Source organism: Paenibacillus sp. GM2FR (assembly GCF_002803325.1).
GTDB classification, from domain to species: Bacteria; Bacillota; Bacilli; order Paenibacillales; family Paenibacillaceae; genus Paenibacillus_AQ; species Paenibacillus_AQ lautus.
The window spans coordinates 1,681,518-1,707,838 of sequence record NZ_MKZM01000008.1 but is presented as its reverse complement, the minus strand read 5'-3'; the positions used below and the strand labels follow the sequence as shown (position 1 = coordinate 1,707,838).

Below are 26,321 nucleotides of genomic sequence, written 5' to 3'. Positions count from 1 at the left end.
GTTTCCGGTCGCTATTCAGAATTTTAGAATGGGCTGTTATTCACCAATCCGGCATTACGCATTTCTTTAGATTAAGCATGTTCTCCGGCCCGGTGAAGGCGTCTATACTCGGTAGCGCTGATGCCATTTACCCGTTTAAACGCCCGGCTGAAGGTGTTGAGCGACAGATAACCACAAGCTGCAGCGATGTCACTTACCGGCTTCTCGCTCGCCGCCAACTCCCGCTTTGCCTCATCCATTCGGAGCTTCTCGAGATACTCCGAGAAATTCAAACCCGTCTGCTCCTTGAAGAAGTAAGATACGTAAGCTTCGGAGGTGCGGGTTTCCCGGGCGAGCGTGGATAAACTCAGATCGCTCTCTCCATAGTGGTTCTCGATATGGGTAAGCAGCCGGTTCGTTAAATGATCATTGTGGCTCTTCTTCCTCTCCTCGTTCTTCAGGCAGAGCCGAGTGAATGCGGTGTAGAGAATATTCATAGCTTCGGCAGGAGGCATGACCGGGTTTAACGCTCGGATGACGGCGTCCATTTCCTCCGTTCTGCCGCTTCCATCATTTCCTGTCTGTTCGCAGCATTTCATCAAGGTACCGCTAAGCTCCTGGGCAAGGAGCTTCTCCACGGCCATCGGCAATTGCCGCTCCGATCTATTCTTCTCCTTGATCTGCAGCAGAAGCTGCTGCGTCTCATCCAGATTGCCTGCCTTCACAAGCTGTATCAGCCTCATCTCTTCATCGGCCGGGTAATAATAGGAGAAGGCCGGCATTTCCATTTCAGCATGATATAAGATAGGAGTCTTCTCGCTCCATCCTGCGTGATGAAGCACAAACCTGGCCTCCCCGTAGGAACGGTACAGCTCAGCAACGCTGGACTGGCATTCTCCAACAGCCAGATACAAACCCGTATCTGAGATTCCGCTCAAATGCTCATAAATTACCTGTACATTCGCTCGCATCTGTGTCGTAAAATCCGCGTTGTCTGCTGCTGTTCCCGACAGGATCAGGACCAATTGGTTTTCACCAAAATCATGCAGCAGCACCCTCTCCCCGCATAACGCTTGAATCCGGTCACGGATGTTGATTTTTACAATATCGAGTTCCATCAGCATCTCTTCCATAAACGGCTCCTGGTATCCCCGAATATGAAGAAGAGCTACCGCATGGTGAGATCCCCGAAGTTGGACTTGTGCGTGCTCCATGGCAGCATCTATCTCCTGCATCGATGTGAAGCTTCCTTTCAGAAGCCTGTCAACCACGACATTTCGCAGCATCGGAATCTGTTCTTCTAACCGTTCCTTCAGCGTATCATGGCTTTCAATCAGCTCGGATACGGAATGTCCAATATAGTCAACGGCGTTACGAGAGACAGCAAGCCTTACATCCCGACGCGAAGAGGGTAGAAGCTGGAGGATCTTAAGGAACGGCCTGCTGCTTCGATAAGCGAAATAGCCGGCCATGCCAAGCCCCAACAGAAGAGCCGTGATAAAAATCGTCAATGTCAGCTGTTTGATATAATTTACCTTTTGGAGCACCACGGATTTCGGTTGAGCGGATACATAGCTCCAGCCATTGTATTTGGACGTGGATTGCGTCACCAGCATTTCCTGACCGCTCCTTCGGATATGGGAGTAGCCCCCTTGTTTGGGAAGCGCTTTCAAAACGTCCGGTTCTTTCAAACCAATAGAACTGATAAGGTTGCCGTTCTGATCCGCGATGTAGGCAAAACCCTCTTGTTCCGGATCGACTTTGCGAAGCATGTCCTGGATCTGCCTGTTGTTAATCAGAATCGTGACCACCCCGCTGCTGCTTTTATTCCCGAAGGATTGCATATAACTCACGACCGAGTAAGGTTTACCTTCATAAACAACCGAATGCCCCGGCGCATACGTTTTGTAATGGTACTGCCCAAACAGAGCTTGCTTCCACTCGCTTAATGATTGACCTTCATAGCGCAGCAGCGAACGATAATACTGATCTGCCGTGTACACCTTGCGGGGAGAGATGATCATACTGCTGTTCTTGTACGCGATGTAATAATCCACGATGAAATGATTAAACAATTTGTAGTTAAACAAACTCTTTTCTAAATCCCATAGACGGTACGGACCTGTCCCGGCAAATGGTTCTTTCTCGAATTGAAAGGATTGAATCTTCGATTCGCTCGACATCTGCCTTGCAATGTTTTCGATTTCGGCAAATCTCTGATCGAGCGCTTCCTGAATTTGCTGCAGTGCCGCGGAGGTGCTCCTCACCGTCTCGTTTTCAATCAGATTCGAGGTTTTCCCATAAGCAAACCAACCAACCAGTAGCGAGCCTACCAGAATGACGGCATATGGTATAAAAAATCGAAACAACAGCCCAGCCTTCTCCCCCGAAACGGATTTCACCGGCATATTCCCCCTTTCTTCCTTTCAGATATGATCCAATATAACAAAGAACTGTGCGCATAGTCAGTAGACCAAAAGGCACTGATTTCTCCCTCCAGAATCGTAACGCAAACAGACCTGCTGGTGCAGGTCTCCGATACGCCCATTCGGTTTAATCGTTATTTCATCGTTGCGTCTTATCCCTATGCCCGGCACCTGAACAAAGGAAAAAAGGGCATCCAGCCGCTGCTTTGATCACAGTGGCAGGATGCCCCTCTTCAGCTACTCCCCATGAACCCAAAATTCGATGATGCTGTTCCAGGTGTTGATCTCATTCCCTTGTCCGACATAACGAATGTATTTCGCCTGAACCGGAGTGAATGCAAAGGTTTCATAGGCTGCCTGTTTCTTACTGGAAACGCCACTGAGCACCTTATGGTAGCTGCTTCCGTCCGTTGAAATTTCGAGATCAAAAACATTCGATCGCGTATGCCCGTTGTAGAACAAGATGCTGACTTGATCCACCAGTGTCGGCCGCTCCAGCTCCAGCTGCAAATATTGCCCTTTGCCATCCGCGGACCACCTGGAATCCGGATCACGGTCCAGCGTATGAATCGGCAGGTTTCCGTCGTCAGCGCTTGCAGTAACCTTGGATTCAGCGGCCAAAGGCCCTTCCGGTTCCGCCATCGGTTCTTTGACTTCGAATCTTTCGCGTGCTTCAACGGTCACTCCTTGAAACACGCAGCTTGCAACGATGTCGACAATGCCAGCTTTCGTTGCATGGAATGTATTCCCTTCCGTATATCCGATTGTCTCGTCGCTTGATGTATACGTTACGGGAATGTTCAAATCCGAGATTTGGACCACTTCACCGTTATCTAACGTTAGATAGGATACCAGTTCCCCGCTCCGGCCGGCACTGATTGCATTTCCGGCGACTCTCCACCCTGGAACGGTTTTATTCGGTGTAATCGAGATATTTTCCGGCAGAACCGGCGTCTTCGCTACAGTAAAATTCACCTTCACCTTCCGGGTATGCCCGCGATCCGTTATGATGATCTCGCCTGTACCGTCTGCTTGACGCGGCTGCTTTATGCTGATTTTAGCATCCTTGGAAAAAGGCGCTGCAGCGATGACTGGAGGCTCCGATGTTCCATATGGCAGCGTATGGGCATACTCCGTTCTTAAAAACTGCATGCCTGCTATAGGCTCGCCATCAATCAGCAGGGATTGCAAGCCCAGGTTGATCTGATCCATTCGGTTCTTAGTCTGGTCTTGATATAAGCTCTGTGGTGACAGTCGCGTTCCTTCACCGATTCCCTCCGCCATATCAAACGGCTGGGTATTCGCATCCGGAATGGAGCCGACAATATGGACGTTCACGCCGGTGACGCTGCCTTTCGTTCCGATCACGTAGCCGTTGCCGAATTGTTCCGATTCCACGATGACTCCGGGTTTGCTTCGATGTGCTGCCTGTCCGGTTGTATTCCAGAATACACTCTCCGTGGTAACGACACCGTGGCGGTTCGTCTCCGATGAACCGTAGTCTCGCGTAATCGCCGAAATCGCATCGCCGTTTACGACCAGATTATCAATGAGATTCGCCATGCTGAGATACATGTGGAAATCGGTCAGCAGCGAAGGATTTTCGGAGTACGCACCCTGCAGCACATTCCCGTTCGCGGAGAAGTTGGCATACGTGAAGCTGTGTCTGGCTCCAACCGCTTTACTGTTTTTGATGAGATTATCATTGCCGATGAATTGATATAAATAACCGTTCCCGTTCGCTCCCCGATACTGCGGGTACTGCATCGTCACATCCTCGACGGTGACATTTTTGGTCCGGTCCAGAATGATCCCTTTGGACAGAATATGATAGTCTGTATTGCCGGAGGGCTTATAGGTGCTGATATTCCGAATCCAGCTGTTGGCCGCAGCCACGACATTAATTGCTTTGGCATTATCGCTTTCATATCCGGCCGTTCCGATGACCTTGAAATCATCCTCGCCAAGCCCCGGCTTGGAATTCTGAACGTTGGCCAACGAGAAATCCTCCAAACCGATTTCAGCGATCGGATCTTCCGTCTGGCTAATGGTGATATTGTCTCGAAGTTTCATCGGATACCGGGTTGGAATATCCAAGGTAAGCGTCTTGTTCTCAGGATCCACGGCAACGATTTGCCTGTAGAATAACGGCTCTACCTTACCAAGACGGGAAGACCATTTGTTCTGCATGCCGAGTTCGCTCAAGAAGCCCGGGGTCGTTTCGAACGTGATCACCACGTAATCGTTCACCGCGAACCCGCTGGTATCCTCAACGGGCAAGAGCGCGGTTGGATCGGTAAGGGATTTCCGAAGCTTCGTGGAAATCCCTGTTTTCTTCCAATCTCCGCTGCTGACCCGGATGATATCCTTATTCTTCATGTTTTCCTGCGCATTATAGATATGAGTCTTGTTCATGCCGTCGCCTTTCAGGACCACATGGCTTGCCGATATGTTCAAGGAATAATCCCTGCCGGGCTGTGGAGCGACTTGATAGGTGCCTTTTGGAAGATACACTACGCCTCCACCAAGCGCTGATGCGTCATCGATCGCTTTTTGAATAGCCGCCGTCGCATCGCTGCCGCCGGACGAATCCGCATGATACGGCGCTTTTGTCACATCGATCCGCTTATTCTTTTTCGTTCTCGGAATCTCTTCTTCCCCTCGCCGATAACCGGCATAGGAGAAATCGTGCAAAAATCTTCCCTGCTCATCTTGATATCCCGGATACCAGTTCTTAGGATAGAGTCGGCTTCTGCCATCCTTATCTAATGACATGCCCTCACTTGCGCTCCCTTGCGATGGTTGTTGATCCTTCACCGATGCCTGTACCTCATTCGTTGCCGGTACGGATATTCCAACAGCTAAAGTCAGCGCCAACACTAGGAAGGGCCATTTTCTTTTCATTGCCTCATTCTCCTCCTTGATTACGATTTATTCGGATGTGAACGGTTACAACAAGCTGTGTTTTGCACCTCCCATCGCTGCTCGGCAAGATTCACGGCAAAGCCATGTCGGCATTTCACCTTGATTGTAGGGCATGAACGAATGGAGTCCTATGATCAAAAACTACATTCCGATGCCCATTTCCTCCACTGACGGTCTTTACCTGACAGAAACGGCCTGATTATAGCGATCTAAAGCCTGCTGCTGGATCTGTAGGGCGCGATCGATTTGGAGCGACTTCATCTGCTCCACGTACATATCAAAGGTCTCGACCGGTTCGGTGCCAAAAATAATCTTAAGCGACATCTCATCGACAACCTTGTTCACTTCCTGCATGATGACCGACATCTCCGTGTTTTCCTTCTCCGTTTTGGGCAGCGTTGGCAAGCTATGCAGCGCCGCATCCGTGCTGGACCATAATCGAACCGCCTCCTTCTGCTCCGGCAAATTATAGTACTGTTCCATGTACCGCGTATCTTGCACAAACGGGCCGAAGTAGCTGGCTCTGGTATACATTGCGAGAGCTTGGGCAGGTGCCAGCTTGTCAGGATTCTTCAGGATGGTGTCGGTATACGTGGGATAGCCGTCCTTCATCACATAACTGACTCCCTCGATGCCGAAATTAAACAGCAAATGACCCTCCGGCCCATAACCATAATCCAGCATGCGAGCCGCCTCCTCGACGTGCTGGCTGTTGCTGGAGATTGCGACTCCGCCGCTGGAGCCTATGGCTGGGGCGAGCTGGCCGAATTTCGGTCGGTCACCTTTATTCAGGACAGGATAAGGCGCCGCAACGAGCTCCGCCGATGGATCGTTTCCTTGCAGAATAGGCAGCCAGGTGCCGATGCCTGCGCCTGCATTCCAAATGCTTGCACCGCTGCGGCCGATGATCATGCTCATATCCTGCGTTTCGGAATCGACCGCAGCCCAATTTTTATCGATGAGGCCTTCGGCATACCAATCGCGGAACAACGTTAAAAATTCCTTGTATTCCGGCTCTTGGGCTCCGAATTTAATCTTGCCGTCCTCCTGGTAAAACCCCTTCTTAATGCCATAAGCTCCAATAAAGCCGCCGCCTTCGATGCCGAACAGCGGATTCGGTACGCCCAGGAAGGTCAGCGGTGCTTCAGCACCCTTCCGTTCCTTGAAGGCGGTCAAGACATTGTGCCATTCGTCGATCGTCGTTGGCACTTCCAGTCCAAGCTCGTCCAGCCAATCCTTTCGGATGATCGGACCTTGGTAGGTACGCAGCTTGTCGTCTCCTTGAATGAACGGAAAAGCGTAATAACTCCCGTTGGCCGTCCGGATCTGCATGTCAATATCCGGATGCTCGTTCAGGTACTGCTTCAGATGGGGCGCGTATTGATCGATAATGTCGTTCAGCCGCAAAATATAGCCGTCATTGATCGCTTTCTCCGGTCCGCCCGGATAGTTGATCCATTCGTATTCGATCATGTCAGGCAGCTCTCCGGAGGTAAGCAGGACATTGATCGCTTCCTTTGCTTGGTTGGTCGGCGGCTGGATGAATTGAAGCTTGACCCCTGTTCTGTGCTGCCACTCCTGAAAGAAAGGCACTTCGTAGAAGCTGGACTTGATGCTTGCGGCATTGCCGTTCAGCTCAGCCCAGTACGTTAAAGTCAGCTGTTCGTCCGAAGCAGGAGTGTGGGGCCCTTGCTGTTTAGAAGGAGACGATCGGTCACTGGTCTTAACGGCCGAATCGGTCCCAGGGTGTTCGCAAGCTGTCAACAGGCAGGTGAGCGCAATGAAGACAACCATCAACGCCATCCGCGTGCATTCGCTCTGCAACTTCATACGCATGCCTACTCCCTTCATCAATAGATTTCTTTGTATTTGCCGGGCGTAATGCCCTCGTATTTCTTGAATACCCGAATAAAAGTCGCCGCATCGTTATAACCGACCAATCGGGATATTTCGTTGATCGATTCCTGCTTGTGCCGGATCATTTCTTTGGCTTGTTGGATTCGATATTTATGAATGCAGTCGAGCAGGCCTTCGCCTGTTTGATTCTTAAAGAGCTTGGACAAATAACTGCCCTTCAGTTCAAAATGCTCGCCGATCGCATTGACGTTCAAATTCGCATCATGATAATTGTGCTCAATGTATGACGTAACCTGCGCGACGAGATGGCGGATGGCGTCCTCCCGCTCTTGGGATACGTTGTTTAAGCGCTTCTCGGCGGCGTAAGCGCAAACTTCCTCAAGCAGAGTCTGCAAGGCTGTCTGCATCTCCTGAATGGTATCACATGCTATGATGTCGTCCATTCGCTGCGTATAGTTGGCCAATGTGCTGTTCTCGCTGTCGCCCAGCTCATTCATGGCCTTGATCATCGTGCCGACGAGATTAAATATTAGACATCTTGCCAACGTGAGCGACATCATCGGCTTATCGAAATTTCGCTGCGTGATCTCTTGCATGTAGGCGCTGGCCTGGTCGAAGTCACCGGCCTTAATGAAGTTAATTAACTGCTGCTCCACCTGAAGCGGATAATCGTACCCGAACGAATCTTCTGCCATCGCATCGCTTCGGACTTCTTCATAGGTAATGATGCCTTTCTTGCCGAGCACCATTTTGTACTCCATTGCATCCACGGCTTCCTGATAGGCCTCTGCAATACCGATCCACGACGAATGTATTCCGCTAATGGAAATCGTCAATTCCATGTCATACCGTTCCAGAAAGCGCTGGGCTTCCGCCGCGATGGTATGCAAATCGTGATCCCTCTCCGAAGAATCCGCTTTCAAATTAACGAGACAGACCATCATATCGTCTACTTCGGCTACATACCCGGTATGCCCCTGCTGACTGGATAACTCCTCCACAACGTTGGAGATGATGAGGTGGATCAATTTATTTCTTTCATTAATATCAATGCCCGGCAGCTTCGCATACAGATTCTCCTCGTTTTCGATCACGAATAGAATGACGGCGAATTCGCTGGAATAAAGCGGCATTTGGAAGGAGCGGAAGGCTTCTTCGTAAGGAACCAGCGTGTCCTGCTTTCCTTTTAACAGCCGGTTGATCATATTGGACCGAAGCACATGCTGATGCTTCTGCAGCTGCTGGGCAATTTCGTTCTTCTCCGATCTCGTGTTCATGATGACCTTCTGAATAAACCGAAGCTCGTTGCGTTCAGCGGGCAAGCTCTGCGTGCCTTTGTCCTTCAACGATTCCACGAGCTGCTGGATCGGCGAGTAATTCCGACGCATGAAGAACAAGGTCAGCACGCCGGCGCCGATCAGGCTTACCAATATGCTGATATACGTGAAATTCCGGACATAGACGGCTTTTTCCCAGTACAATCTGCTGGGGATGATTAAGGCATACTTCAAATCCGACACCGTGGAGTCCATATAGAACAGCTCCGATTCGCCGGCCCTTGACTGGTCCAGCAAAACCCGGCTTCCGTCCATGAAGGGCTTCAGCTCCTTCGATCCCGGACGATTCGTCATCAGAATCTCGTTATGCTGATTCAGGATCAGCAGCGTCCCGTCACTAAAACCCGATATGCTCTCGATCGCTTCCTGAAACCTGCCGGTATCCGCCATAACCACGACCGTGCCGGTCTCCTGTCCATTCAAATCGTTCGGAAGCTGAGTAACGTACGCAATGGAAGATTCCGCAGGGGCCGCATTCAGATGCGGCAGGAGTATGAATTGATTCGTGCCCGCGCCGAAGATCCGTTCCCTCCATGCGTCAAAAGTAAGTGCACCCGTATGATGTATCGTATGGAATGCCGTTTTCATATCCCGGATATTGCCTGAACGTAGAACGGAATTGTCTTTTTTCCACACCACATAGAATTCGTCGATGGATGCGTAAGACGTTTTATATAAGCGGAACTCCTTGACCAATTGGTAAGCGGTATAGGGCGCTTCCTTAGCCGGTTGATTGGAATACATCAGCGTTTGGAGTGTCGGGCTCCACGTCATCTCCATGTTGAGCCGCTTCATGAGATCGATCTGCGTATCGATGGTGTAGCGCATCTGCTTCAGCAAGGAATCGTTTGCCCGGTGAATTTCGCTCTTCAGCGTATCGTTTGCCTGCGCGTAAATGACCAGGCTGATCAGAATCGGCACGAACAGAACAGCACTGTATGATACGAGCCAGGTCACGATAATGCTTTCCCGTTTCTGCCACAAATATTGAATGTTCAGCAATAGCTCATCACCCATATCCTCGTAAATTGTCTATGTGTAGATCAGGAGTTTATTATACGGCAAGAGCTTGCATTGGCATATAGATAAAAAGTTCAATTCGATTGACAAAAAGACGATCCGATAATTCGATGCGCCCACAGCCACAGCACAAATAGCCCGGATAGACAGCTTTCGTCTATCGGGCTTCCTATGCTCAGCAGCAGGAATCATTCCATCCCGGCACCATTTCATTATTAGAAAATACGATGCTGCCAGCCGTTTATTTTCGCTATGGCCTCCACGTAAAAATAGTCTCCGTAAATGAGGGACACGTTCACGTTTTGCCCTGCCGGTTTGTGACCGGTGCCTTCGAGGAGAATGCCTTCATGCTCTGAGTCGTTCCAGGTTCCGTAATGTTCGTGCAGCGACGATAAGATGCGTCTTGCGGCCGCGCCATACCCCCCGCCTTCCGGTTCATGCAGCGCGTCGGCAAGTTCCAGCAGCCCCGAGGCGGCGATTGAACCAGCCGAACTGTCCCGAGGAATGTCCTCTGCTCCTTCTCGCTCTGCCCGAAAATCCCAAGAAGGCACATGATGGTCGGGCAGGCTGGCAATGAAGAAGTTGGCTACGCGCTGCGCGGCTCCCAGATATGCCGGGTTTCCCGTATATCTATACGTATTCGTTAAACCGTATAGGGCCCATGCCGCCCCCCGACTCCAAGCGGAATCCGGCGCTGCTCCCTGTCCTCCTATGGCTTCTGCCCGTTCACCGGTCATGGGGTCAAACCGGATAATATGATGGACGGATCCGTCTTCCCTTATGAACTGTTTCATCACCATGTCTGCATGGGCTCTTGCGATATGCGCGAATCGGGGATCGCCGCTTTCCTCCGATGCCCAGAACAGCAAGGACAGGTTCATCATGGTATCGATGATCGACCAGCCGTGCTTATCGCCGTTCCACGCCCGAATGAAGCTGCCTTGGGCATTGAACCGGCCCGCCAGAAAATTGGCTGCGAACAAAGCGCGCCGGGCGGCATCCGCATCTCCCGTCAGCTTGTATTTGATTGCTGCGGTCGGCAGGAATTGAAAGCCTACATCATGGTCGAAATAGTGATTCTCAAGGAATCGCTCCGACAGTCGTTCATCCCAATCCCAAGCTGCATTCTTGTATCTCTCATCACCGGTCATATCATAGACGATCCATAGAATTCCCGGCCAAAAGCCCGATGTCCACCAATCGAGCCTCATGTCGTCATACCTACCGTCCGCGCCGGCAACGTGCGGAGATTTGTTCCCGATTGCCTCCAGCATCCGATCCGTTTTGCTCTTGATTTGGTTCCAAACCTCATGCTTATTCTTAATCACGCTGTTCATTTACGCCAGACCTCCTTACCCTTTATGCGATTGCTATGATTCATGGGATTAACCTTTCAATGATCCAACCATGACACCTTTAACGAAATAACGCTGCAAGAATGGATAAATGCACAGGATCGGTATCGTAGCCACCATAATGGTTGCATACTTAATGGTTTCTCCAATCTGGAACCGATCCCCCGCCGATGCGCCGGCCGACATGCTCTCCGTGGAATTGGCAATCAGGATTTCGCGCAGCACCAATTGCAGCGGAAACAACTCGCGGCTCTTGATAAACACCGACGCGTAGAACCAGCCGTTCCACTTATCTACCGCATAATAGAGAATCATTACAGCAATGACAGGCATGGATAACGGAATAATGATCCGGAACAGAATCGTGAAGTGATTGGCTCCGTCAATCTTGGCCGACTCCTCCAAGCTGTCCGGGATGCCCATAAAGGACGTTCGCATGATGATCAGATTGAACGTGCTGATGGCGAATGGCAGAATCGTTGACCACAAGGAATCCAGCAGGCCGACTCCTTTTACGATTAAATACAACGGAATCAGCCCGCCGCCGAAAAACATCGTGAATACGATAAAGAACATGAACACTTTGTTCCACATCACGTTTTTGCGGGACAGCACATATGCTCCCAGCGCCGTCATGAAGAGGTTGACGATCACGCCGAACACCACAATGAATAACGTGTTCCGAAAGCCGATGCCGATACCGGGATTCGCAAGGACGCTCTTGTAGGCATCCAGACTGAAGCCGACCGGCTTCCATAACAAACCCTTGTTGGCCAACAGCTGCGACGAATCGCTGAATGACGCAAACAATACGTAGAGCAGCGGATACAACGTGGCAATGACGAGCAGAACCAGAAATGTATAATTAATGATATTAAATATCCGGTCAAACCAACCGCTTTCCTTCTTCAAAGATACCACCTCACCATAAGCTGTTTTGACTCACCCTGCGGCTGATGTAATTCGCCGAAATCAGGAGCACCAGATTGATAACGGAGTTGAACAAACCGACCGCGGAGCTGTAACTCCAACCGAATTCCAGCAATCCCTTCCGGTACACGAAGGAAGAGATGACATCGGCCGTTTCGTACGTGACCGGATTATAGAGCAGAATGATTTTCTCAAACCCGACGTTCAGCATATTGCCCATGCGCAGAATGAACATGATGGTAATGACGGGCAACAGCCCCGGAAGCGTAATGTAAAACATCTGCTTGATACGGCTCGCTCCATCCATGCGAGCGGCTTCATACTGCTCCAAGTCGATGCTCATCAACGCGGCGATATAGATGATGGATTCCCAACCGATTCGCTGCCATATTTCGGACAGGACGTAGATGGGCCTGAACAGCTCCGGCTTTTGCAGCATGGCTTGACCGTCGTATCCCAGCAACATGAACAGTCGGTTGATTAATCCGTCGGCGTTCGTGAAGTCCGTAATAATGCCGCAGATTACGACCAGTGATATGAAATAAGGCATATAGGTTATCGTCTGGACGACCCGTTTGAACTTCTTCTTGCGCACTTCATTGATCAACAGCGCCAGAATGATCGGTGCCGGAAATTCAAAGATCAGCGTATACAAGCTAATGAGAATGGTGTTCTTTAAAACGCGTAGGAAATAATAGCTGTTGAAGAATTCCTCAAAGTGCTTGAGTCCGACCCAATCGCTTTCCAGAATGCCCTTCATCGGAGAATAGTCTTTGAAGGCAATGATCGCGCCGTACATCGGACCGTAATGGAAAATAAGGTAATAGCCGATGACGGGAATCATCATGATGTACAAATACTTGTTCATCACGAAGTCCCGGATGAACCGGCTCTTGAAGGACTGACGATCGTTCATGATGTAGGGTTTCACCTCGTTTCAAATGGGGAGGGCCGGAGCAGCCCTCCCCTTGTATTGTTTACCGGTTGTTGTAACGCTCCAGCGCTGCGGTCTGAATCTCGATGGCACGATCGAGATTCAGCGACTTCATTTTGGCCACATAGCCTTCGAATTCATCCACCGATTCGTTCCCCAGAATGATCTTGATGGTCATCTCATCCACAAGCGTGTTGATGTCGTTCATAATCGTTGCGTATTCAGAACTCTCTTCCGGCGTTGGTGTAATCGGAGGCAGGCTGTATTTGGCTGCATCCGTATTCTTCCACACTTCAATCGCGTCCCGCTGGGTTTGCAAGGCAAAGAACTGCTCCGCGTAACGCTTGTCCTGGACGAACGGTCCGTTATAGCTGCTGCGGGCATACAGCGATATCGCCTGCGCCGGAGCCAGTTTATCCGGGTTCTTCATTAACAGATCCGTGAATTTCGGATAGTCGCCTTCCAGATTGTAGCTGACGCCCTCCTCACCGAAGTTGAAGAACATATGCCCTTCCTCACTGTAGCCGTAATCCAGCATGCGAACGGCAAGCTCCGGATCCTCCGCCGCAGTCGTGATGGCGACCGTCCCCTCCGAGGCATAGCCTTGGTTGCGTTGGCCGAATTTCGGCACGTCGCCCTTATTCAGCACCGGGTACGGGGCTGCTACTAGGACCGCATCCGGATCGTTTGCCTCTACCAGCGGCTGCCACTTCCCGATGCCTCCCCCGGCGTTCCCGACGGTAGCCCCGGTAGCGCCGGACGCCATGTTTCCATCAACGGCTTTGGTATCAGCTGTTGCGATGTTTTTATCAATGAGTCCTTCCTTGTACCAATCCTGGAACAGTTTCAAATACTCTTTGAACCCGGCCTCCGAAGGGCCGAATTTGATCTGCCCGTCTTCCTGGTAGAAACCGCGATTCACGCCGAACGCTCCAATAAAAGCGCCATTCCCGGAATCGTTGAAAAATCTTGGCTTGCTCACTACCGAGAACGGAGCGGCTGCCCCTTTCTTCTCTTTGAACGCCCGTAAGGTTGTCGTCCACTCATCTATCGTTTCCGGAACCGGAAGTCCCAGCTCGTCAAGCCAATCCTTACGGATGATCGGTCCCTGGAAGACGCGAAGGTACTCATCCCCGCGGATGAACGGGAATACATAGTAGCTGCCGCTGTCGGTTTTGACCATTTTGTCGATATCCGGATTCTCCTCCAGGTACTTTTTCAAGTTGGGCGCATATTGGTCGATCAAATCGTTCAGCTTGAGGATGTAACCGTCATTAATTGCTTTTTCCGGCCCCCCCGGAAAGTCTCCAATGAAGTTGTACTCAATCATGTCCGGCAAATCCCCGGAAGCGAGCATGACGTTCAGGGATTCCCGGACCTGACCCGTAGGCGGAGCTGTGAATTCCAGCGGAACCCCGGTTTTCTCCTGCCATTTTTGAAAAAACGGAATTTCGCTGTGCGAATTTTTGACTCCGATCAGATTGCCGTTAATCTCGCCCCAATACGTAAGCTTCTTATCTGTTTGGATCGGATAAGTCGTTGCTCCCGCTTCGGTTGTACTGCTGGGGTCCGTACCTCCCTCCCCCGTATTCGTTTCGCCCGTTTTGCCTCCTCCTGACGAACAAGCCATGAGTATCGTGCCTAATAACAAGATGATCAAACTCGTGGACAGTGCTTTTCTTCTCATTGACCTAACCCTCCAACGTTTCGAATGTTTGTGTCTATCCCAGATTAATGGAGGGTCCGCCGGGGCGATATTCGCAAAACATACAACGGCATGTTGATTTCATCTTAAGCAAATGACGATTTATACAATTCGATTGACATATTGCAAAAAGTCTTGAGCTAAAAAACTCAATGATTCATTAACAGGAGACATGAAGGAACTGGAGACTGGCGTCATTTCAACCGTAAATTGGTTATCCTTTTCGCCATCCCTTATACTGGATATGAAACTATCATTTTCGAGAGGAGACCATACCGATGAATGTGAACGAATCTCTGAAAAATGCGTTGTTTACCCAAGAATTTACCCATAACCCTTATCCTGTGTACGAGAAATTGAGGCAAAGCGATCCCATACTGAATCTGCAATTTCCGGATGGACGTTTCGGATGGCTGATCAGCAGTTACGCTGAAGCCGTTGAAGCACTGAAGGATGGCCGGTTCAGCAAAGACATCGCGAAAGCAATGGGTGGGGAACAGGCCAGCGTGTTCAGCACCAACATGCTGTTCTCCGATCCGCCGGATCACAAACGGCTTCGCGGATTGGTCCAGAAAGGCTTCACGCCGCAGAGGATCTCGGATATGCGAAGCCATATTCAAGAGATCGCGGACGGCCTGCTGGATGCTGTCTCCTCCAAAGACACCATGAATCTCATTGACGAGTACGCGTTCAAACTTCCCATTATTGTAATAAGTGAAATCCTTGGCGTTCCTACCGAGGATCAGGACAAGTTCCGGGTATGGTCCAATTCCATCATCGGCGCTTCCAACCAGGAAATGAACGAGCAAGTAAGTCAGCATATGAACGAGTTTATCGCTTATTTGAAGGACTGGTTTGCCAAGGTTCGCAAAAATCCCGGCGATGATATGATTAGTCAATTGGTCATTGCCGAGAATCAAGGTGAGCGCTTATCGGAACAAGAGCTGTATGGCGTCGTTACCTTAATGATTATTGCCGGCCATGAAACAACGGTGAACCTCATCGGAAATGGCGTGCTTGCGCTACTGGAGCATCCGGAGCAGCGCCGGCTTCTGCAGGCGCAGCCCGAACTCATTCATGGCGCTATTGAAGAAATGCTGCGCTACAACGGCCCCGTTGAATTCAGCACCTCCCGCTGGGCGGCGGAGGATATGGATTTTCATGGCGTTCACATGAAGAAAGGCGACTTGGTTGTCATTGCTTTGAATTCCGCAAATCGGGATGCCTCCCAATTTGCCGACCCGGATATCTTTGATATCACCCGGGAGAAGAGTCAGCATTTAGCCTTTGGCAAAGGGATTCATCTCTGTCTGGGAGCCCCCCTCGCCAGACTGGAGGGTGAAATCGCAATCAACACGCTGCTCCGCCGCTACCCCCATTTTGAGCTTCAACGGGACATCGATGAGCTTGAATGGAGACCTGGTATGATTGTCCGCGGTGTAAAGGAGATTCCGATTTCGCTTCATGGCTAATGCTCAACATGATGAATTTTGCTGCTACCATGAAAAAGGCGAATCCCGTTAGGGATTCGCCTTTTGACTATGTTATTTATTAAGACAAACAAAGTGTATTGAATAGGGCCTTTTAGAACATAAGTCTACCGGACAACTTCGTCAAAGGTGCGTTCAATGAGGTCCGCTTCAGCTGAAACCGCGAATAAAAGGAATCTGTCCTTGGCTTTTAATACATGGTTTTTTACCAATTTATATTCATCCGGACGATAGTCCCTGAATTTTGCCTCCTGTTCTTTGATTCTTTCGTTTAGTTTGGCTATGGCAGCGTCCGCATCCGCCGCATCGCTGAATTGCATGACTGTCCATTCCTCTGCTTTCACATTCGACGAGGACGTATACAGTACAAAATCTTCAACTTGTTCGGCAGGGATGCGGTATAACTTCTGGAGTTTTGCCAGATCCCCTTCCTTCATATGATCGAACGCTATTGTTTCCTGAATGCGCCGACCGACTTCGGTCGCAGACCAATTCCCGGTTCTGTCATTCATGTTTGAACATCCGGTAAATATGCCGGCCATGGATAACATGATGCAGCAGCAGATGATGAACCATGGCATACGGCCTAGTTTAAGCAATTCAACCATATTTCTCACCTTCTCTATTTTCTTATTCTGCCAGTTTCTTAACGAACGGATCTTCAAAAAAAGTTACAGCATTATACAGCAGCAGCATGTCCTGAATTCGGTGCCGTTTCACCAATGATGTCAGCTCTTCATCATAATATCTAAGGTCTACGACATAGATTTCGCCATAGTGAGGTGTTAGAAACGGAATCATGCTGTTGGCATAGGAATCTTTGACCACAAGCAGCTTCTTGTTTACCTGATGCCCGGTCGTTATTTTGATTAAGGAATGATTTCCGCCGAGAAAAAGCGCGTATTTGTCTTTCTTATTGAGATGACTCAGCTCATAAAAAGATTCTGCGGTTGTATGTTCATCAACATACTCGATGCGGTACTTCTCCTCTTCCTTCAGTTCATAAATTTCGATCGAGTCCGGACTGGAATGTCTATAACCGCTCTTCGAATACAGAGAACCGTAGAAATCCTCCGTCACCGTTCGCACGTTGAAATCCGCTTTTTGTTTTGGCGTCCATCCCATCGCTTGGCTTAACTCCTGGTAGGCATAAAATGCACCTTTAGTTGTCCAATGATGATCGGTTCGATAATAAATGTATTCTTCCTGTTTAGCGAAGAGTGCCGGATACACATCAATCATCGTGATTGCAGGTGAAATCCTTGTGCTTAATTGGTCTATATGCGCTAACTCATCGTCATTATCGACAAAGTCCGGCAATTGATTGGAAAACACGCTCACAGCGGTGGGTATAAGCATGGCATATTTACGAAGTTGAGGCGTATCCTCTGCAAACGCAAGAAGGGCAGCCGCCTTCTCTTCAAGCTCTTCGTTCGTTGGGGGATTAAATTTTTGGATCAGGTAGCCCTGTTTACCCAAATAGATCCCGTTGCTCTCCTTCTTGCCAATCCCACGTTCAATCCCGGACTTCCATTCAATCCATGTATCCCGCAGAACAAATTGGTCAGAAACATATCGCTCATATTGAGATGTGAAATGGCCTGTCATCATATGCTGGAACGTTAAGGTTGGCCGCTGCTCCAGCACCCGATTCTCCGACTCCGAGAAAGATCTTACCGGTGTCCACATTTGCAGAGCCAGGATTGCTCCCAGAAATAACATAAAGGCGATAGCCATTATGCCGTAATAGAATGGGTCATGCTTACTCAGAAAGATCACCTCCCTTCAAAACCGGAAGTACAGGAAGGGGTTATAGGTTTCATTGACTAAGAAGGCGGTCGACATGAAGAACATCACAATATAAAGGCCGCATACAACGATGGCCCCTCCCATCCCCGACTTTTGCCTGAATAATAATAAAGCCTTCTTAGGATACGGTGTTGCGCACAGGGACAAAACAAGCAACATTACAACATTCGTAGACAGATCATACAGGGTGTCGGCATTGTAGAACCCTTGTCCTCCAAAACCGAACATCGCGCCCCAATATGCAGCCGCTGCTGATATTTGCTCAAACTCAAACAGTACCCATCCGATAATCACGGCGAAAAGTGTATATATATGACCAATGAAGCTTGGCAGCCTGCTGAGCCATCCGAGAACGAACCATTTCTCCATCCAGATCAAGAAGCCGAAATATAACCCCCACAAGATGAAGTTCCAGCTCGCTCCATGCCAAAAGCCGGTTAAAAACCAGACAACCAGTAAGTTTCGAGTCTGATTCCGTATACCAGCCCGATTACCGCCAAGCGGAATATAAACATATTCCCGGAACCAGGTGCCCAGAGAAATATGCCACCTCCGCCAAAATTCCGTAATGCTCACAGACATGTAGGGATAATTGAAGTTTTTCAGAAAATCGAAGCCTAGCATTTTACCAAGTCCGCGCGCCATATCGGAATATCCGCTAAAATCGAAATAAATTTGGAAGGTGAATGCGATAATGCCGAGCCAGGCGGAAGCGATCGTCAACTCTCCTGCAGGCACAGCCTTCACGCTGGTCCAAAGTAGTCCGATATTATTGGCAAGCAGCACCTTTTTGGCCAGCCCTCTAAGGAAGAGCTCCGCCCCTTCGCCGAAGCGGGCCAGTGTTACCGTACGACAGGCTAGTTGCTTGGCAATATCACCATATTTAACGATAGGACCCGCTACAAGCTGAGGAAACATCGTGACGTAAGCACCGAAGGATATAAGGTTTTTCTGCACAGGTACTTTGTCACGATAGATATCGATCACATAAGACATCGTTTGAAACGTGTAGAAAGAGATTCCTATCGGAAGCGGAAGCTCTGAAGCCTCGAGCTGGAAACCAAACAGCAGGTTCAGGTTGTCGACCAGGAATCCAATATATTTAAAGAAACCAAGAACGCCTAGGTTTACGAAAATAGAGCCGATAAAAATCGTGCGGGCTAATCCTTTTCGTCCCCTGAAGTGATGAATGAGCAGCCCATTCGCATAATCGAAGACGGTGGAAAAGACCATGATCCCGATATACAATGGCTCACCCCAGGCGTAAAACACCAAGCTCGCAAGAAGCAGGACGGCATTACGAATTCGGCGTGGAGCCATATAATAGAGGACAAGGGTAACCGGCAGAAAGACGAACAGGAAGGTTAGACTGCTAAAGACCAAATCCCCTCACCGCCCGGACAACCAGCAATACATGCCGCCATTAAGTTAACTGATCCTTGAGAAAATCCAGCAAAAGCGTATAGAATTGAGCTTTAAAATGGATCCCGTCCGTATCGTGCAGTCCCTGCGTGTTATTGAATATCGGAGACAGATCGACGAATCCTACCTGTTCGCTAAGAGCAAGCTCTTGCAGTTCTTGATTGTAATCCCCAATTTGTTTATAACGAGGCTCCTTCTTCTCCGCCTCCGGCGTAACCGGGGTTACGGACAGCAGGGTAATCGAGGCATTAGGAAGTTCATCCTTGATGCTGCGGATTAATTTCGCATAATGGGACAACGAATAGGGTATGGGCTCATCCGTCGGCCATAGAATGTCATCCGACCCCAATTGAATAAACACCCGCTTCGGATTTCTGCTTGCGATGTCTTTGACATCCTTCATGGCCATCGAGATTTCGGCTGTTTTCCCGGCACCCGCTATGACATTGGCTTCATCCAATACATCATGAAACGAGAGTCCTTCCGTTATAGAATCTCCAAGAAATACACTGTCTTGGAAGATGGATTGATAGGATTCCTCCTCCATCACTTGTTTTTGATTGCCGCAAGCCATCAACGTTAGGCTGATTATTCCCGTAACTAGAATGGCCATCATCATCTTTCGCATTGCAATACTCCTCTCAGGTTGTGTAAATCTTCTACACGTCAGAGTTTAATGCGGCTCGATAAAGATTAAATGCAGATTATATTGATATCGTTTAAAAATGGGTGCGCGACATCGACTTCATGATGGACGGTCACAGATATGGCATGAACAACAAAAAACACAGAACCGAAGTTCTGCGCCCTTTACGTGAACATTATGTTTTAAATGCATTTCATGTGAAAAACACGCCATCGCGGCATCAACCTGTAGTTAATTAAAAAGGGTTAAAATAACGATACCCTGCTTCCTCGAATTTTACCTCAAGGGCATCCCTCAAATTTATATCCCGAACGAACGACGGTTACGATATGAATAGCGCTGGAACCTAATTTCGTGCGTAGATTTCGAATATGACTATTAATCGTCCGTTCATCCCCGATATAATCATAACCCCAGATTCTAGTTATCAATTGCTCTCTCGTAATAATAACGCCTGTATTCTTCATTAAATACGCAAGTATCTCAAATTCCGTATAGGTTAAATGAATGTTTACCCCTTGTGCCGTGACCGTACGGGAAGGAAAATCCACCTTGATTCCGCCGCTTGTCAGCGTATTTCCTTGATTTCCTTGATTTTGCTTACGCTCCAATAGCCGTTTTACCCTTGCCAACAATATGGGAGGGCTGTATGGCTTGGTTACATAATCATCCGCTCCTAACTCAAAACCGAGTAATGTATCGTCTTCATCGACACGGGCGGTCAGCATAATGATCGGGACGTTCGATATTTTGCGAATACGCTGACAGACGGACCAGCCGTCCAGTTCAGGCAGCATGATATCGAGAATGATCAAATTCACTTCATGCTCTTCAAATAATGTCATTGCTCTTTTCCCGTCAACAGCTTCCAGAACTTCAAACCCTTCATGAAGCAAATAGTCTTTCATGACTTCTCTTAGAATGTGTTCATCTTCAACGATAAGAATTGTTTTCTGCACCGTTCGATCTCCCGTTCATAAAATAGATGATTCTGATCTTAATAGAATACCATGAGCAGATGCAGATAAGATGCAGATATCTCATGAGTAATCTCTAAGAATACTCCATATAGTTACATATTAATTATTATGTAAACTAAATCTCATAATTGACATTTCTCCTTTAGTTCAAATGCAGGAGTGAATAATAGTTAATTCCACCCTTTTTATCCAAACGGCATCACTGTATTCTATTTAAAAGCCATTTTCAAGGAGGACTTATGTAATGAGACGTATTGGTATCATCGGCTGCGGTACCGCCGGAATCCAGCTTGCCTATTCTCTGAAAAATGATTTTGATGTCACGTTGCATCATTATGAAGAGCCGCAGAACATCCTTGATGGGAGAATTCGATCCACACAGGTTCATTTTCATCCCACACTGGAACGCGAACGGCGTTTTAGCATGCCTGACGAGGATAACGCGCCTCACATCCGCACGATTCACTTTCAGTTAGGTCAACAAAAACTGTTCACGGGCAATCTTTCCGGAATCGCAGCATCCATGGACCAGCGCTTACGCTTCGCCGAATCGATGAATGATTTAGCTGCTCAGGGCGTGAAGTTAATTCACGGGCGTTTGAAGCCGGAAGATCTTCTGGACCTGATTCCATCCTACAATCTCATCATCGACGCAACGGGAAAGACCGGGCCGCTGGCACCATTTCCTGTAGAAACGGGACTCACTCCTTACCAAGCGCCTCAACGGAAATGCATTGTTGGTTATTTTACCGGAGTACGACCCGTGGAGCCTGAGGGTATTTCCATTACGGTTCTTCCGGGGAACGGTGAAATGTTCGAGATTCCCGCTATGACCGATTCAGGGCGTGCCACCATCTTATTCATTGAAGCTGTGCCTGAAGGAATGTTGGATGTTTTTAAAGGGATTAAGAACACTTCCGAATTTGTAGCACGTATGGCGAATGTAATTGAAGAGCACTTTCATCCTATATATGAACGAATCGATATGGAACGATTTGCACTCATCGATGAGAACGCCTTTCTACAAACCGCGATTACGCCTGTCATTCACAGGCCATATGCAATAATGGACGGAACGCTGATACTTGGGTGCGGTGATAGCGTCTTTCTCAGTGACCCGATAACAGGCCAAGGCTGTAATACCGCTTCTTATGCCGCTGAACAGTTATATGAAACCCTCATAACTCATAAGGAATCGACTTGGGATGAAGCTGTTGGTATAGACTACTGGAACCGTACCAAGCAATATATTACGGCTGTTACGGAATGGACCAACGCGATGACGGAGCCGCTTCCTGAGCCTATCGCTGGACTGCTGATGCAAGCTGCCTCCGATCAAATGACGGCTGACGGAATTGCCGCCTGGTTCGAAAATCCCATCAAAGCTTATGAAGCATTTCATAAACATCCAATAAACCAACCGTTTCCCCGTTAATCGGGGAAACGGTTGGTACTGTTCATGGGATACAACCGTGTCAAGCAGCCGAACTGACGTTCATTGTGGATGACAGTCTATCTGCATCCTTCTTTTTAACTTTACCCCGCCTCAGAAACACCGTAACGTTCATGGAATCGCCGCAATCGAGGAGGTTTCCACCCGTTTTGCACTTCCGGCAAATTTCATGAAGACTGGCATAAGTACCAATCTGATCGAGGTGACATCGATAAGAACATACCGCTCTACCTCTTCTGGTTATTGATATGGTAAAAATGGGTAAACTTAGATAATGGCACCCTTTTAACCGATACACCTCGAATTTTTATAAACTGGAAGAGGATGAACCGAATGAAATCAACAACAGCCAAAGAAAACCAATTACAGCGCATAAGATACTCCACGCGTAATGTATGGGCCGGAATCTTATTCGGATTAGGTCTGGTCGGTTTTATCGATGAGGTTGTGTTCCACCAACTGCTGCACTGGCATCATTTCTACGATAAGTCTACAACCGAAATTGGACTTGTATCTGATGGACTGTTTCATGCGTTCAGCTGGTTTGCTACCATCGGGTCCTCATTCATGCTTGCCGATCTGCATCGCCGGAATGCATTCTGGCTTAAACGGTGGATTGGAGGCATTCTGCTTGGAGGCGGCGCCTTCCAGCTGTATGACGGCATCATTCAGCATAAATGGATGCGGCTGCACCAGATTCGGTATAACGTCGATATCCGTCCCTATGATTGGGTCTGGAACCTGATTGCTGCGGCCATGATCATAGTTGGTATGATTCTCATCGTGCGAACTCAAAATCGTGACCGTTCCGAGGAGGGCTGATCCTATGATGAGTAACCATTCGCTTGATCATGGGGCTGGAATGTCCGGGGCCTCTGCTTCATGGATCTTCTGGGAATGGATCATGGGTGGCTTAATCTTTGCGTTTCTCATTCTTCTATATATCATTGCTGCTGCGGTCTCCAATCGCAACTACCGAATGTGGCCGATCCATCGTTATGTTTGCTGGGTTGCGGGTATGCTTTGCATGGTTTTGCCGCTGATCGGTCCGCTAGCGCGACTCGCCCCTGCGAACTTTACGATCCATATGCTCGGACATCTGCTGCTCGGTATGCTGGGACCGCTGCTGATTGCATTCTCCGCGCCGATGACGCTGCTGCTCAGGTCTACACCCGTTCCAATCGCCAGACAAATCACTCGTTTGCTGAAGAGCAAACCGGCCCAAATCATTGTTCATCCGGCGGTAGCGACCTTGTTGAATATCGGTGGATTATGGATCCTGTACACAACCAGCTTATTCATGGCCATGCATCATAACCTTTTGCTGCATATCGTCGTGCATGTTCATGTTTTTGCAGCCGGGTATTTATTTACAGTATCTTTGATTTACGTGGATGTGGCTCCGCACCGTCGCAGCTTTCAGGCTCGTGCGATCATCCTGATGATCGCCATTGCCGGACATGGAATACTCTCCAAATACCTATATGCCCATCCACCCGATGGCGTATCTTCGGAACAGGCCCAGCTCGGCGGAATGCTGATGTATTACGGTGGCGACGCGGTTGATCTTATTCTAGTGTTTTGGTTGTGTATGCAATGGTATAGGTCGGCGAGCCCGCGACCTGCTGCATCCATCCAACCCTTGGATTAATCACCATTAACCGGATTGTGCTTGTTGTCACTCGTCTCCTCCGGCAGCATGTTGGAGATGCTCGGTACGTTACGTGGCTTATATTCAATGAGTTCAGAAGAGTATATCGCAACGGTCATTCTTCCCCCATTACCGAATGCCCGGATGAGGATAGGCTGATTATAGGCGTTCTCAAAAACAAAATCAGGTCCTCCCCAGCTCACCGTAGCATCGCGCCCGGGCAGCACATACGGGACGTTCCGGCTGTGAGAGTAGCGCTTTACAATCTGTAAGCCTGCACGGTCAATGGCATTATACAGTGTGGAGGAGACCTGACAAATCCCTCCTCCGACTCCCTCCGATAATTCGCCCCTGACGATAACGCCGGCACGCTTGTAACCTCTGTCCACTGTTCTCATACCAACCACCTGATTAAACGAGAAGGTTTCTCCGGGGAATACAACTGCACTGTCTATCGCCTGAGCAGCTAACGCGATATTGTGGGAACGATTTTTGTTGTTGGAATTAAAATAGGTGACATAGTAACCTATCGGTTTAACCCGAATGGAGGCCAGAAGCTCGGTATCCACCTTCGGATAAATCGGATACCTCGGTGCTTCGACGGAAGCACCCCCAGTGCCGTACCAATATGAATAATATTGTTCCAGCAGCTTGCGTCGATCCAGTCTATGACCATTCTGCCCCGGAATGATTTGGCCACTGCTGCCAATCCGGGCGTTCCGGGCTTCCAGATAGGTTTTCCGATCAAGCGCATCCACCCATTGATCGTATTTATCCATATCCAGCAGCGGGAAAACATCAAGCGCATGTTCGCTTCGGTTCACGCTTGCCATGACTTTGCCTTCTTGCGTTATCATTAAATTGTTGTTTTCCGGTTCATCCCCTTGCAGGAGCATAAACAATAGACCAAGGACTGACATCCATTTCAAGCTGGTTCACCTGCTTTATCTTTGTGTTTTTCTCTATTTTTCGCGTTTTTGTACATATCCAGTTTCGTTCACTCTCTGGTATTATGATTGCATTACAGGTAATTCATTCAGATTGTTTTATAAACAAAAGAACCCGCACCATGAATGTGCGGGTTCTCTATATGTCATGACTCTCATTTACAAGGAGACAGGAGTCTCTTTCCTATGACTAAAGGGCAAAACAAGGAACAGAAACGAGCTTACGGCCAGCAATTCTGCGATCCCGATGACCGTTCCCATGGGGGCCGCGGTTGTTCCGTCTCCCAGGCCCACGAGTGGACTTGCGGCTGCACCTAATAACAATGGCAGTAATCCAAGAAGTGCAGACGCACTGCCTGATGTGTGGGCTGCTTGCTTCTGCATCGCCAGGGATGTAGTCGTTGCACTGACCATGCCGACGGCAGAAACAATCAGGAACAACATGGGTGCAATCAGCAGCAATCCGCCGCCGAGCCATGTGATCGCGAACAGCGACGTGCCGCCAAAGGCCGCAATGACCAGACCCGTTGTCAACAATTTGGTTTCCCCTGTGCGGGAAGCTAATCTGCCCGTAATTTGAGAGAACAGGACAATACCGACCCCATTTACGGCAAAGAACAGGCTGTACATTTGAGGGGATACGCCAAAGATATCCTGCAATACAAATGGTGACCCTGAGATATAAGCAAACATCGCGGCTGATACGAACGCTTGGGAAAGCGCATAGCCGACAAATACGCGGTCCCGAACCAGCGTACCGAAGGTACGGAAGGTTTGCTTGATCCCGCCGTTGGCCCTTTTCTCCCGATTGAGCGTTTCCGGAAGACCAAACCATACAGCGAGCAGCATAAGCAATCCAATCAGGAAGAGGACGACAAAAACTCCGCGCCAAGAGACGAAATTAAGGATAAACGCTCCGAATACGGGAGCGATAATGGGTGCTAAACCATTGATCAGCATCAGCAAGGTAAAAAATTTGGTCAGCTCCGAACCGGTGTATAAATCCCGGACGACAGCCCTGGATATGACGATACCGGCTGCTCCGCTTGCTCCCTGTACAAGCCGAAGCACAACCAGAACCCATATCGTTGGGGCAAACGCACACAGCAAGGAGGTAATCGAATACATAATCAAGGATATGATGAGCGGTGCTTTTCTCCCCCGGATATCGCTGAGCGGGCCTGCCACAAGCTGTCCCAGAGCAAGACCAAGCAAAAACGCCGTCAGGCTTAATTGGGCCAACGATGCTGGCGACCCCAAACTCTCGGAGAGTTTAGGCAGTGCAGGTAAATACATATCAACGGAAAGCGGCCCGAAAGCCGAAAGAGATCCGAGAATCAAGGCAAACTGAAGCCTCTTCCTGCGAGTTAGAACCATGGCTGAACCGGCTTCATTCGTGGTCATCGACATACGTTTTGTTACTTCCTTTCCTGCAACACATTGATGCATAAGTAT

Annotated in this window: 19 protein-coding genes; 4 read left to right on the top strand and 15 right to left on the bottom strand. The window is 49.0% G+C overall.

Features of this window, described 5'->3' with window-relative positions; genetic code table 11:
- Positions 1 to 71 precede the first annotated feature (71 nt).
- The 8 genes from PAEVO_RS07785 to PAEVO_RS07750 form a co-directional block, all read right to left on the bottom strand.
- Entirely contained in the window at positions 72 to 2,387 is a 2,316-nt protein-coding gene (locus PAEVO_RS07785) for a helix-turn-helix domain-containing protein (protein WP_100537047.1), read from the bottom strand.
- A 255-nt stretch (positions 2,388 to 2,642) separates the two neighbouring features.
- Positions 2,643 to 5,309 carry a discoidin domain-containing protein gene (locus PAEVO_RS07780; protein ID WP_100537046.1) on the bottom strand — a complete coding sequence of 889 codons (2,667 nt, stop codon included), beginning with the start codon at positions 5,307 to 5,309 and terminating at the stop codon, positions 2,643 to 2,645.
- A gap of 198 nt (positions 5,310 to 5,507) precedes the next feature.
- Positions 5,508 to 7,160: an extracellular solute-binding protein gene (locus tag PAEVO_RS07775; protein WP_243390675.1), complete on the bottom strand. Its 1,653-nt coding sequence runs from the start codon at positions 7,158 to 7,160 to the stop codon at positions 5,508 to 5,510.
- 20 nt (positions 7,161 to 7,180) lie between these two features.
- Positions 7,181 to 9,526, bottom strand: coding sequence for a helix-turn-helix domain-containing protein (locus PAEVO_RS07770; RefSeq protein WP_243390674.1), 2,346 nt, complete (start codon positions 9,524 to 9,526; stop codon positions 7,181 to 7,183).
- Between the two features lie 233 nt (positions 9,527 to 9,759).
- Positions 9,760 to 10,881 (bottom strand): glycoside hydrolase family 88 protein, encoded by a 1,122-nt coding sequence (locus PAEVO_RS07765; protein ID WP_100537043.1) that lies wholly within the window; start codon positions 10,879 to 10,881, stop codon positions 9,760 to 9,762.
- Between the two features lie 48 nt (positions 10,882 to 10,929).
- Positions 10,930 to 11,811, bottom strand: coding sequence for a carbohydrate ABC transporter permease (locus PAEVO_RS07760; protein WP_100537042.1), 882 nt, complete (start codon positions 11,809 to 11,811; stop codon positions 10,930 to 10,932).
- 10 nt (positions 11,812 to 11,821) lie between these two features.
- Complete coding sequence (locus PAEVO_RS07755; RefSeq protein ID WP_100537041.1) at positions 11,822 to 12,745, bottom strand: ABC transporter permease; 924 nt, start codon at positions 12,743 to 12,745, stop codon at positions 11,822 to 11,824.
- Positions 12,746 to 12,806: 61 nt separating this feature from the next.
- Positions 12,807 to 14,450, bottom strand: a complete 1,644-nt coding sequence (locus tag PAEVO_RS07750) for an extracellular solute-binding protein (protein WP_100537040.1) — start codon at positions 14,448 to 14,450, stop codon at positions 12,807 to 12,809.
- Between the two features lie 296 nt (positions 14,451 to 14,746).
- Here PAEVO_RS07750 and PAEVO_RS07745 point away from each other — a divergent pair, with 296 nt between their 5' ends.
- The gene (locus PAEVO_RS07745; RefSeq protein ID WP_100537039.1) at positions 14,747 to 15,940 is read left to right on the top strand and encodes a cytochrome P450 family protein; all 1,194 of its coding nucleotides are present in this window, start codon (positions 14,747 to 14,749) and stop codon (positions 15,938 to 15,940) included.
- Between the two features lie 125 nt (positions 15,941 to 16,065).
- On the opposite strand, the gene PAEVO_RS07740 is transcribed toward PAEVO_RS07745, so the two are convergent.
- From PAEVO_RS07740 to PAEVO_RS07720, 5 genes are all read right to left on the bottom strand, one after another.
- The gene (locus tag PAEVO_RS07740; protein WP_243390673.1) at positions 16,066 to 16,470 is read right to left on the bottom strand and encodes a DUF4358 domain-containing protein; all 405 of its coding nucleotides are present in this window, start codon (positions 16,468 to 16,470) and stop codon (positions 16,066 to 16,068) included.
- A 118-nt stretch (positions 16,471 to 16,588) separates the two neighbouring features.
- Positions 16,589 to 17,695: a DHHW family protein gene (locus tag PAEVO_RS07735; protein ID WP_100539364.1), complete on the bottom strand. Its 1,107-nt coding sequence runs from the start codon at positions 17,693 to 17,695 to the stop codon at positions 16,589 to 16,591.
- Positions 17,696 to 17,743: 48 nt separating this feature from the next.
- Positions 17,744 to 19,150, bottom strand: coding sequence for an MBOAT family O-acyltransferase (locus PAEVO_RS07730; RefSeq protein ID WP_100537038.1), 1,407 nt, complete (start codon positions 19,148 to 19,150; stop codon positions 17,744 to 17,746).
- 40 nt (positions 19,151 to 19,190) lie between these two features.
- A complete protein-coding gene (locus tag PAEVO_RS07725) occupies positions 19,191 to 19,817 on the bottom strand; it encodes a GDSL-type esterase/lipase family protein (protein ID WP_207797456.1) in 627 nt (208 codons plus the stop codon).
- Between the two features lie 299 nt (positions 19,818 to 20,116).
- Positions 20,117 to 20,794, bottom strand: coding sequence for a response regulator transcription factor (locus PAEVO_RS07720; RefSeq protein ID WP_100537036.1), 678 nt, complete (start codon positions 20,792 to 20,794; stop codon positions 20,117 to 20,119).
- Between the two features lie 265 nt (positions 20,795 to 21,059).
- Between PAEVO_RS07720 and PAEVO_RS07715 the strand changes: the two genes are divergently transcribed.
- The 3 genes from PAEVO_RS07715 (at position 21,060) to PAEVO_RS07705 (ending at position 23,919) form a co-directional block, all read left to right on the top strand.
- Positions 21,060 to 22,250, top strand: coding sequence for a styrene monooxygenase/indole monooxygenase family protein (locus PAEVO_RS07715; protein WP_100537035.1), 1,191 nt, complete (start codon positions 21,060 to 21,062; stop codon positions 22,248 to 22,250).
- Positions 22,251 to 22,601: 351 nt separating this feature from the next.
- The gene (locus PAEVO_RS07710; protein ID WP_100537034.1) at positions 22,602 to 23,090 is read left to right on the top strand and encodes a DUF2243 domain-containing protein; all 489 of its coding nucleotides are present in this window, start codon (positions 22,602 to 22,604) and stop codon (positions 23,088 to 23,090) included.
- A gap of 7 nt (positions 23,091 to 23,097) precedes the next feature.
- Positions 23,098 to 23,919 (top strand): cytochrome c oxidase assembly protein, encoded by an 822-nt coding sequence (locus PAEVO_RS07705; protein ID WP_100539363.1) that lies wholly within the window; start codon positions 23,098 to 23,100, stop codon positions 23,917 to 23,919.
- On the opposite strand, the gene PAEVO_RS07700 is transcribed toward PAEVO_RS07705, so the two are convergent.
- Positions 23,916 to 24,848 (bottom strand): VanW family protein, encoded by a 933-nt coding sequence (locus tag PAEVO_RS07700; protein WP_100537033.1) that lies wholly within the window; start codon positions 24,846 to 24,848, stop codon positions 23,916 to 23,918. The genes PAEVO_RS07705 and PAEVO_RS07700 overlap by 4 nt on opposite strands.
- Positions 24,849 to 25,025: 177 nt before the next feature.
- Positions 25,026 to 26,276: a multidrug effflux MFS transporter gene (locus PAEVO_RS07695; RefSeq protein ID WP_100537032.1), complete on the bottom strand. Its 1,251-nt coding sequence runs from the start codon at positions 26,274 to 26,276 to the stop codon at positions 25,026 to 25,028.
- Between the last annotated feature and the right edge of the window lie 45 nt (positions 26,277 to 26,321).

What these genes read in the sequence shown, in the direction of transcription:
- PAEVO_RS07785 (WP_100537047.1), bottom strand. Translation starts at nt 2,387, where the DNA reads ATGCCGGTGAAATCCGTTTCGGGGGAGAAGGCTGGGCTGTTGTTTCGA.
- PAEVO_RS07780 (WP_100537046.1), bottom strand. Translation starts at nt 5,309, where the DNA reads ATGAAAAGAAAATGGCCCTTCCTAGTGTTGGCGCTGACTTTAGCTGTT.
- PAEVO_RS07775 (WP_243390675.1), bottom strand. Translation starts at nt 7,160, where the DNA reads ATGAAGTTGCAGAGCGAATGCACGCGGATGGCGTTGATGGTTGTCTTC.
- PAEVO_RS07765 (WP_100537043.1), bottom strand. Translation starts at nt 10,881, where the DNA reads ATGAACAGCGTGATTAAGAATAAGCATGAGGTTTGGAACCAAATCAAG.
- PAEVO_RS07755 (WP_100537041.1), bottom strand. Translation starts at nt 12,745, where the DNA reads ATGAACGATCGTCAGTCCTTCAAGAGCCGGTTCATCCGGGACTTCGTG.
- PAEVO_RS07750 (WP_100537040.1), bottom strand. Translation starts at nt 14,450, where the DNA reads ATGAGAAGAAAAGCACTGTCCACGAGTTTGATCATCTTGTTATTAGGC.
- PAEVO_RS07745 (WP_100537039.1), top strand. Translation starts at nt 14,747, where the DNA reads ATGAATGTGAACGAATCTCTGAAAAATGCGTTGTTTACCCAAGAATTT.
- PAEVO_RS07740 (WP_243390673.1), bottom strand. Translation starts at nt 16,470, where the DNA reads ATGAATGACAGAACCGGGAATTGGTCTGCGACCGAAGTCGGTCGGCGC.
- PAEVO_RS07735 (WP_100539364.1), bottom strand. Translation starts at nt 17,695, where the DNA reads ATGGCTATCGCCTTTATGTTATTTCTGGGAGCAATCCTGGCTCTGCAA.
- PAEVO_RS07725 (WP_207797456.1), bottom strand. Translation starts at nt 19,817, where the DNA reads ATGCGAAAGATGATGATGGCCATTCTAGTTACGGGAATAATCAGCCTA.
- PAEVO_RS07715 (WP_100537035.1), top strand. Translation starts at nt 21,060, where the DNA reads ATGAGACGTATTGGTATCATCGGCTGCGGTACCGCCGGAATCCAGCTT.
- PAEVO_RS07710 (WP_100537034.1), top strand. Translation starts at nt 22,602, where the DNA reads ATGAAATCAACAACAGCCAAAGAAAACCAATTACAGCGCATAAGATAC.
- PAEVO_RS07705 (WP_100539363.1), top strand. Translation starts at nt 23,098, where the DNA reads ATGAGTAACCATTCGCTTGATCATGGGGCTGGAATGTCCGGGGCCTCT.
- PAEVO_RS07695 (WP_100537032.1), bottom strand. Translation starts at nt 26,276, where the DNA reads ATGTCGATGACCACGAATGAAGCCGGTTCAGCCATGGTTCTAACTCGC.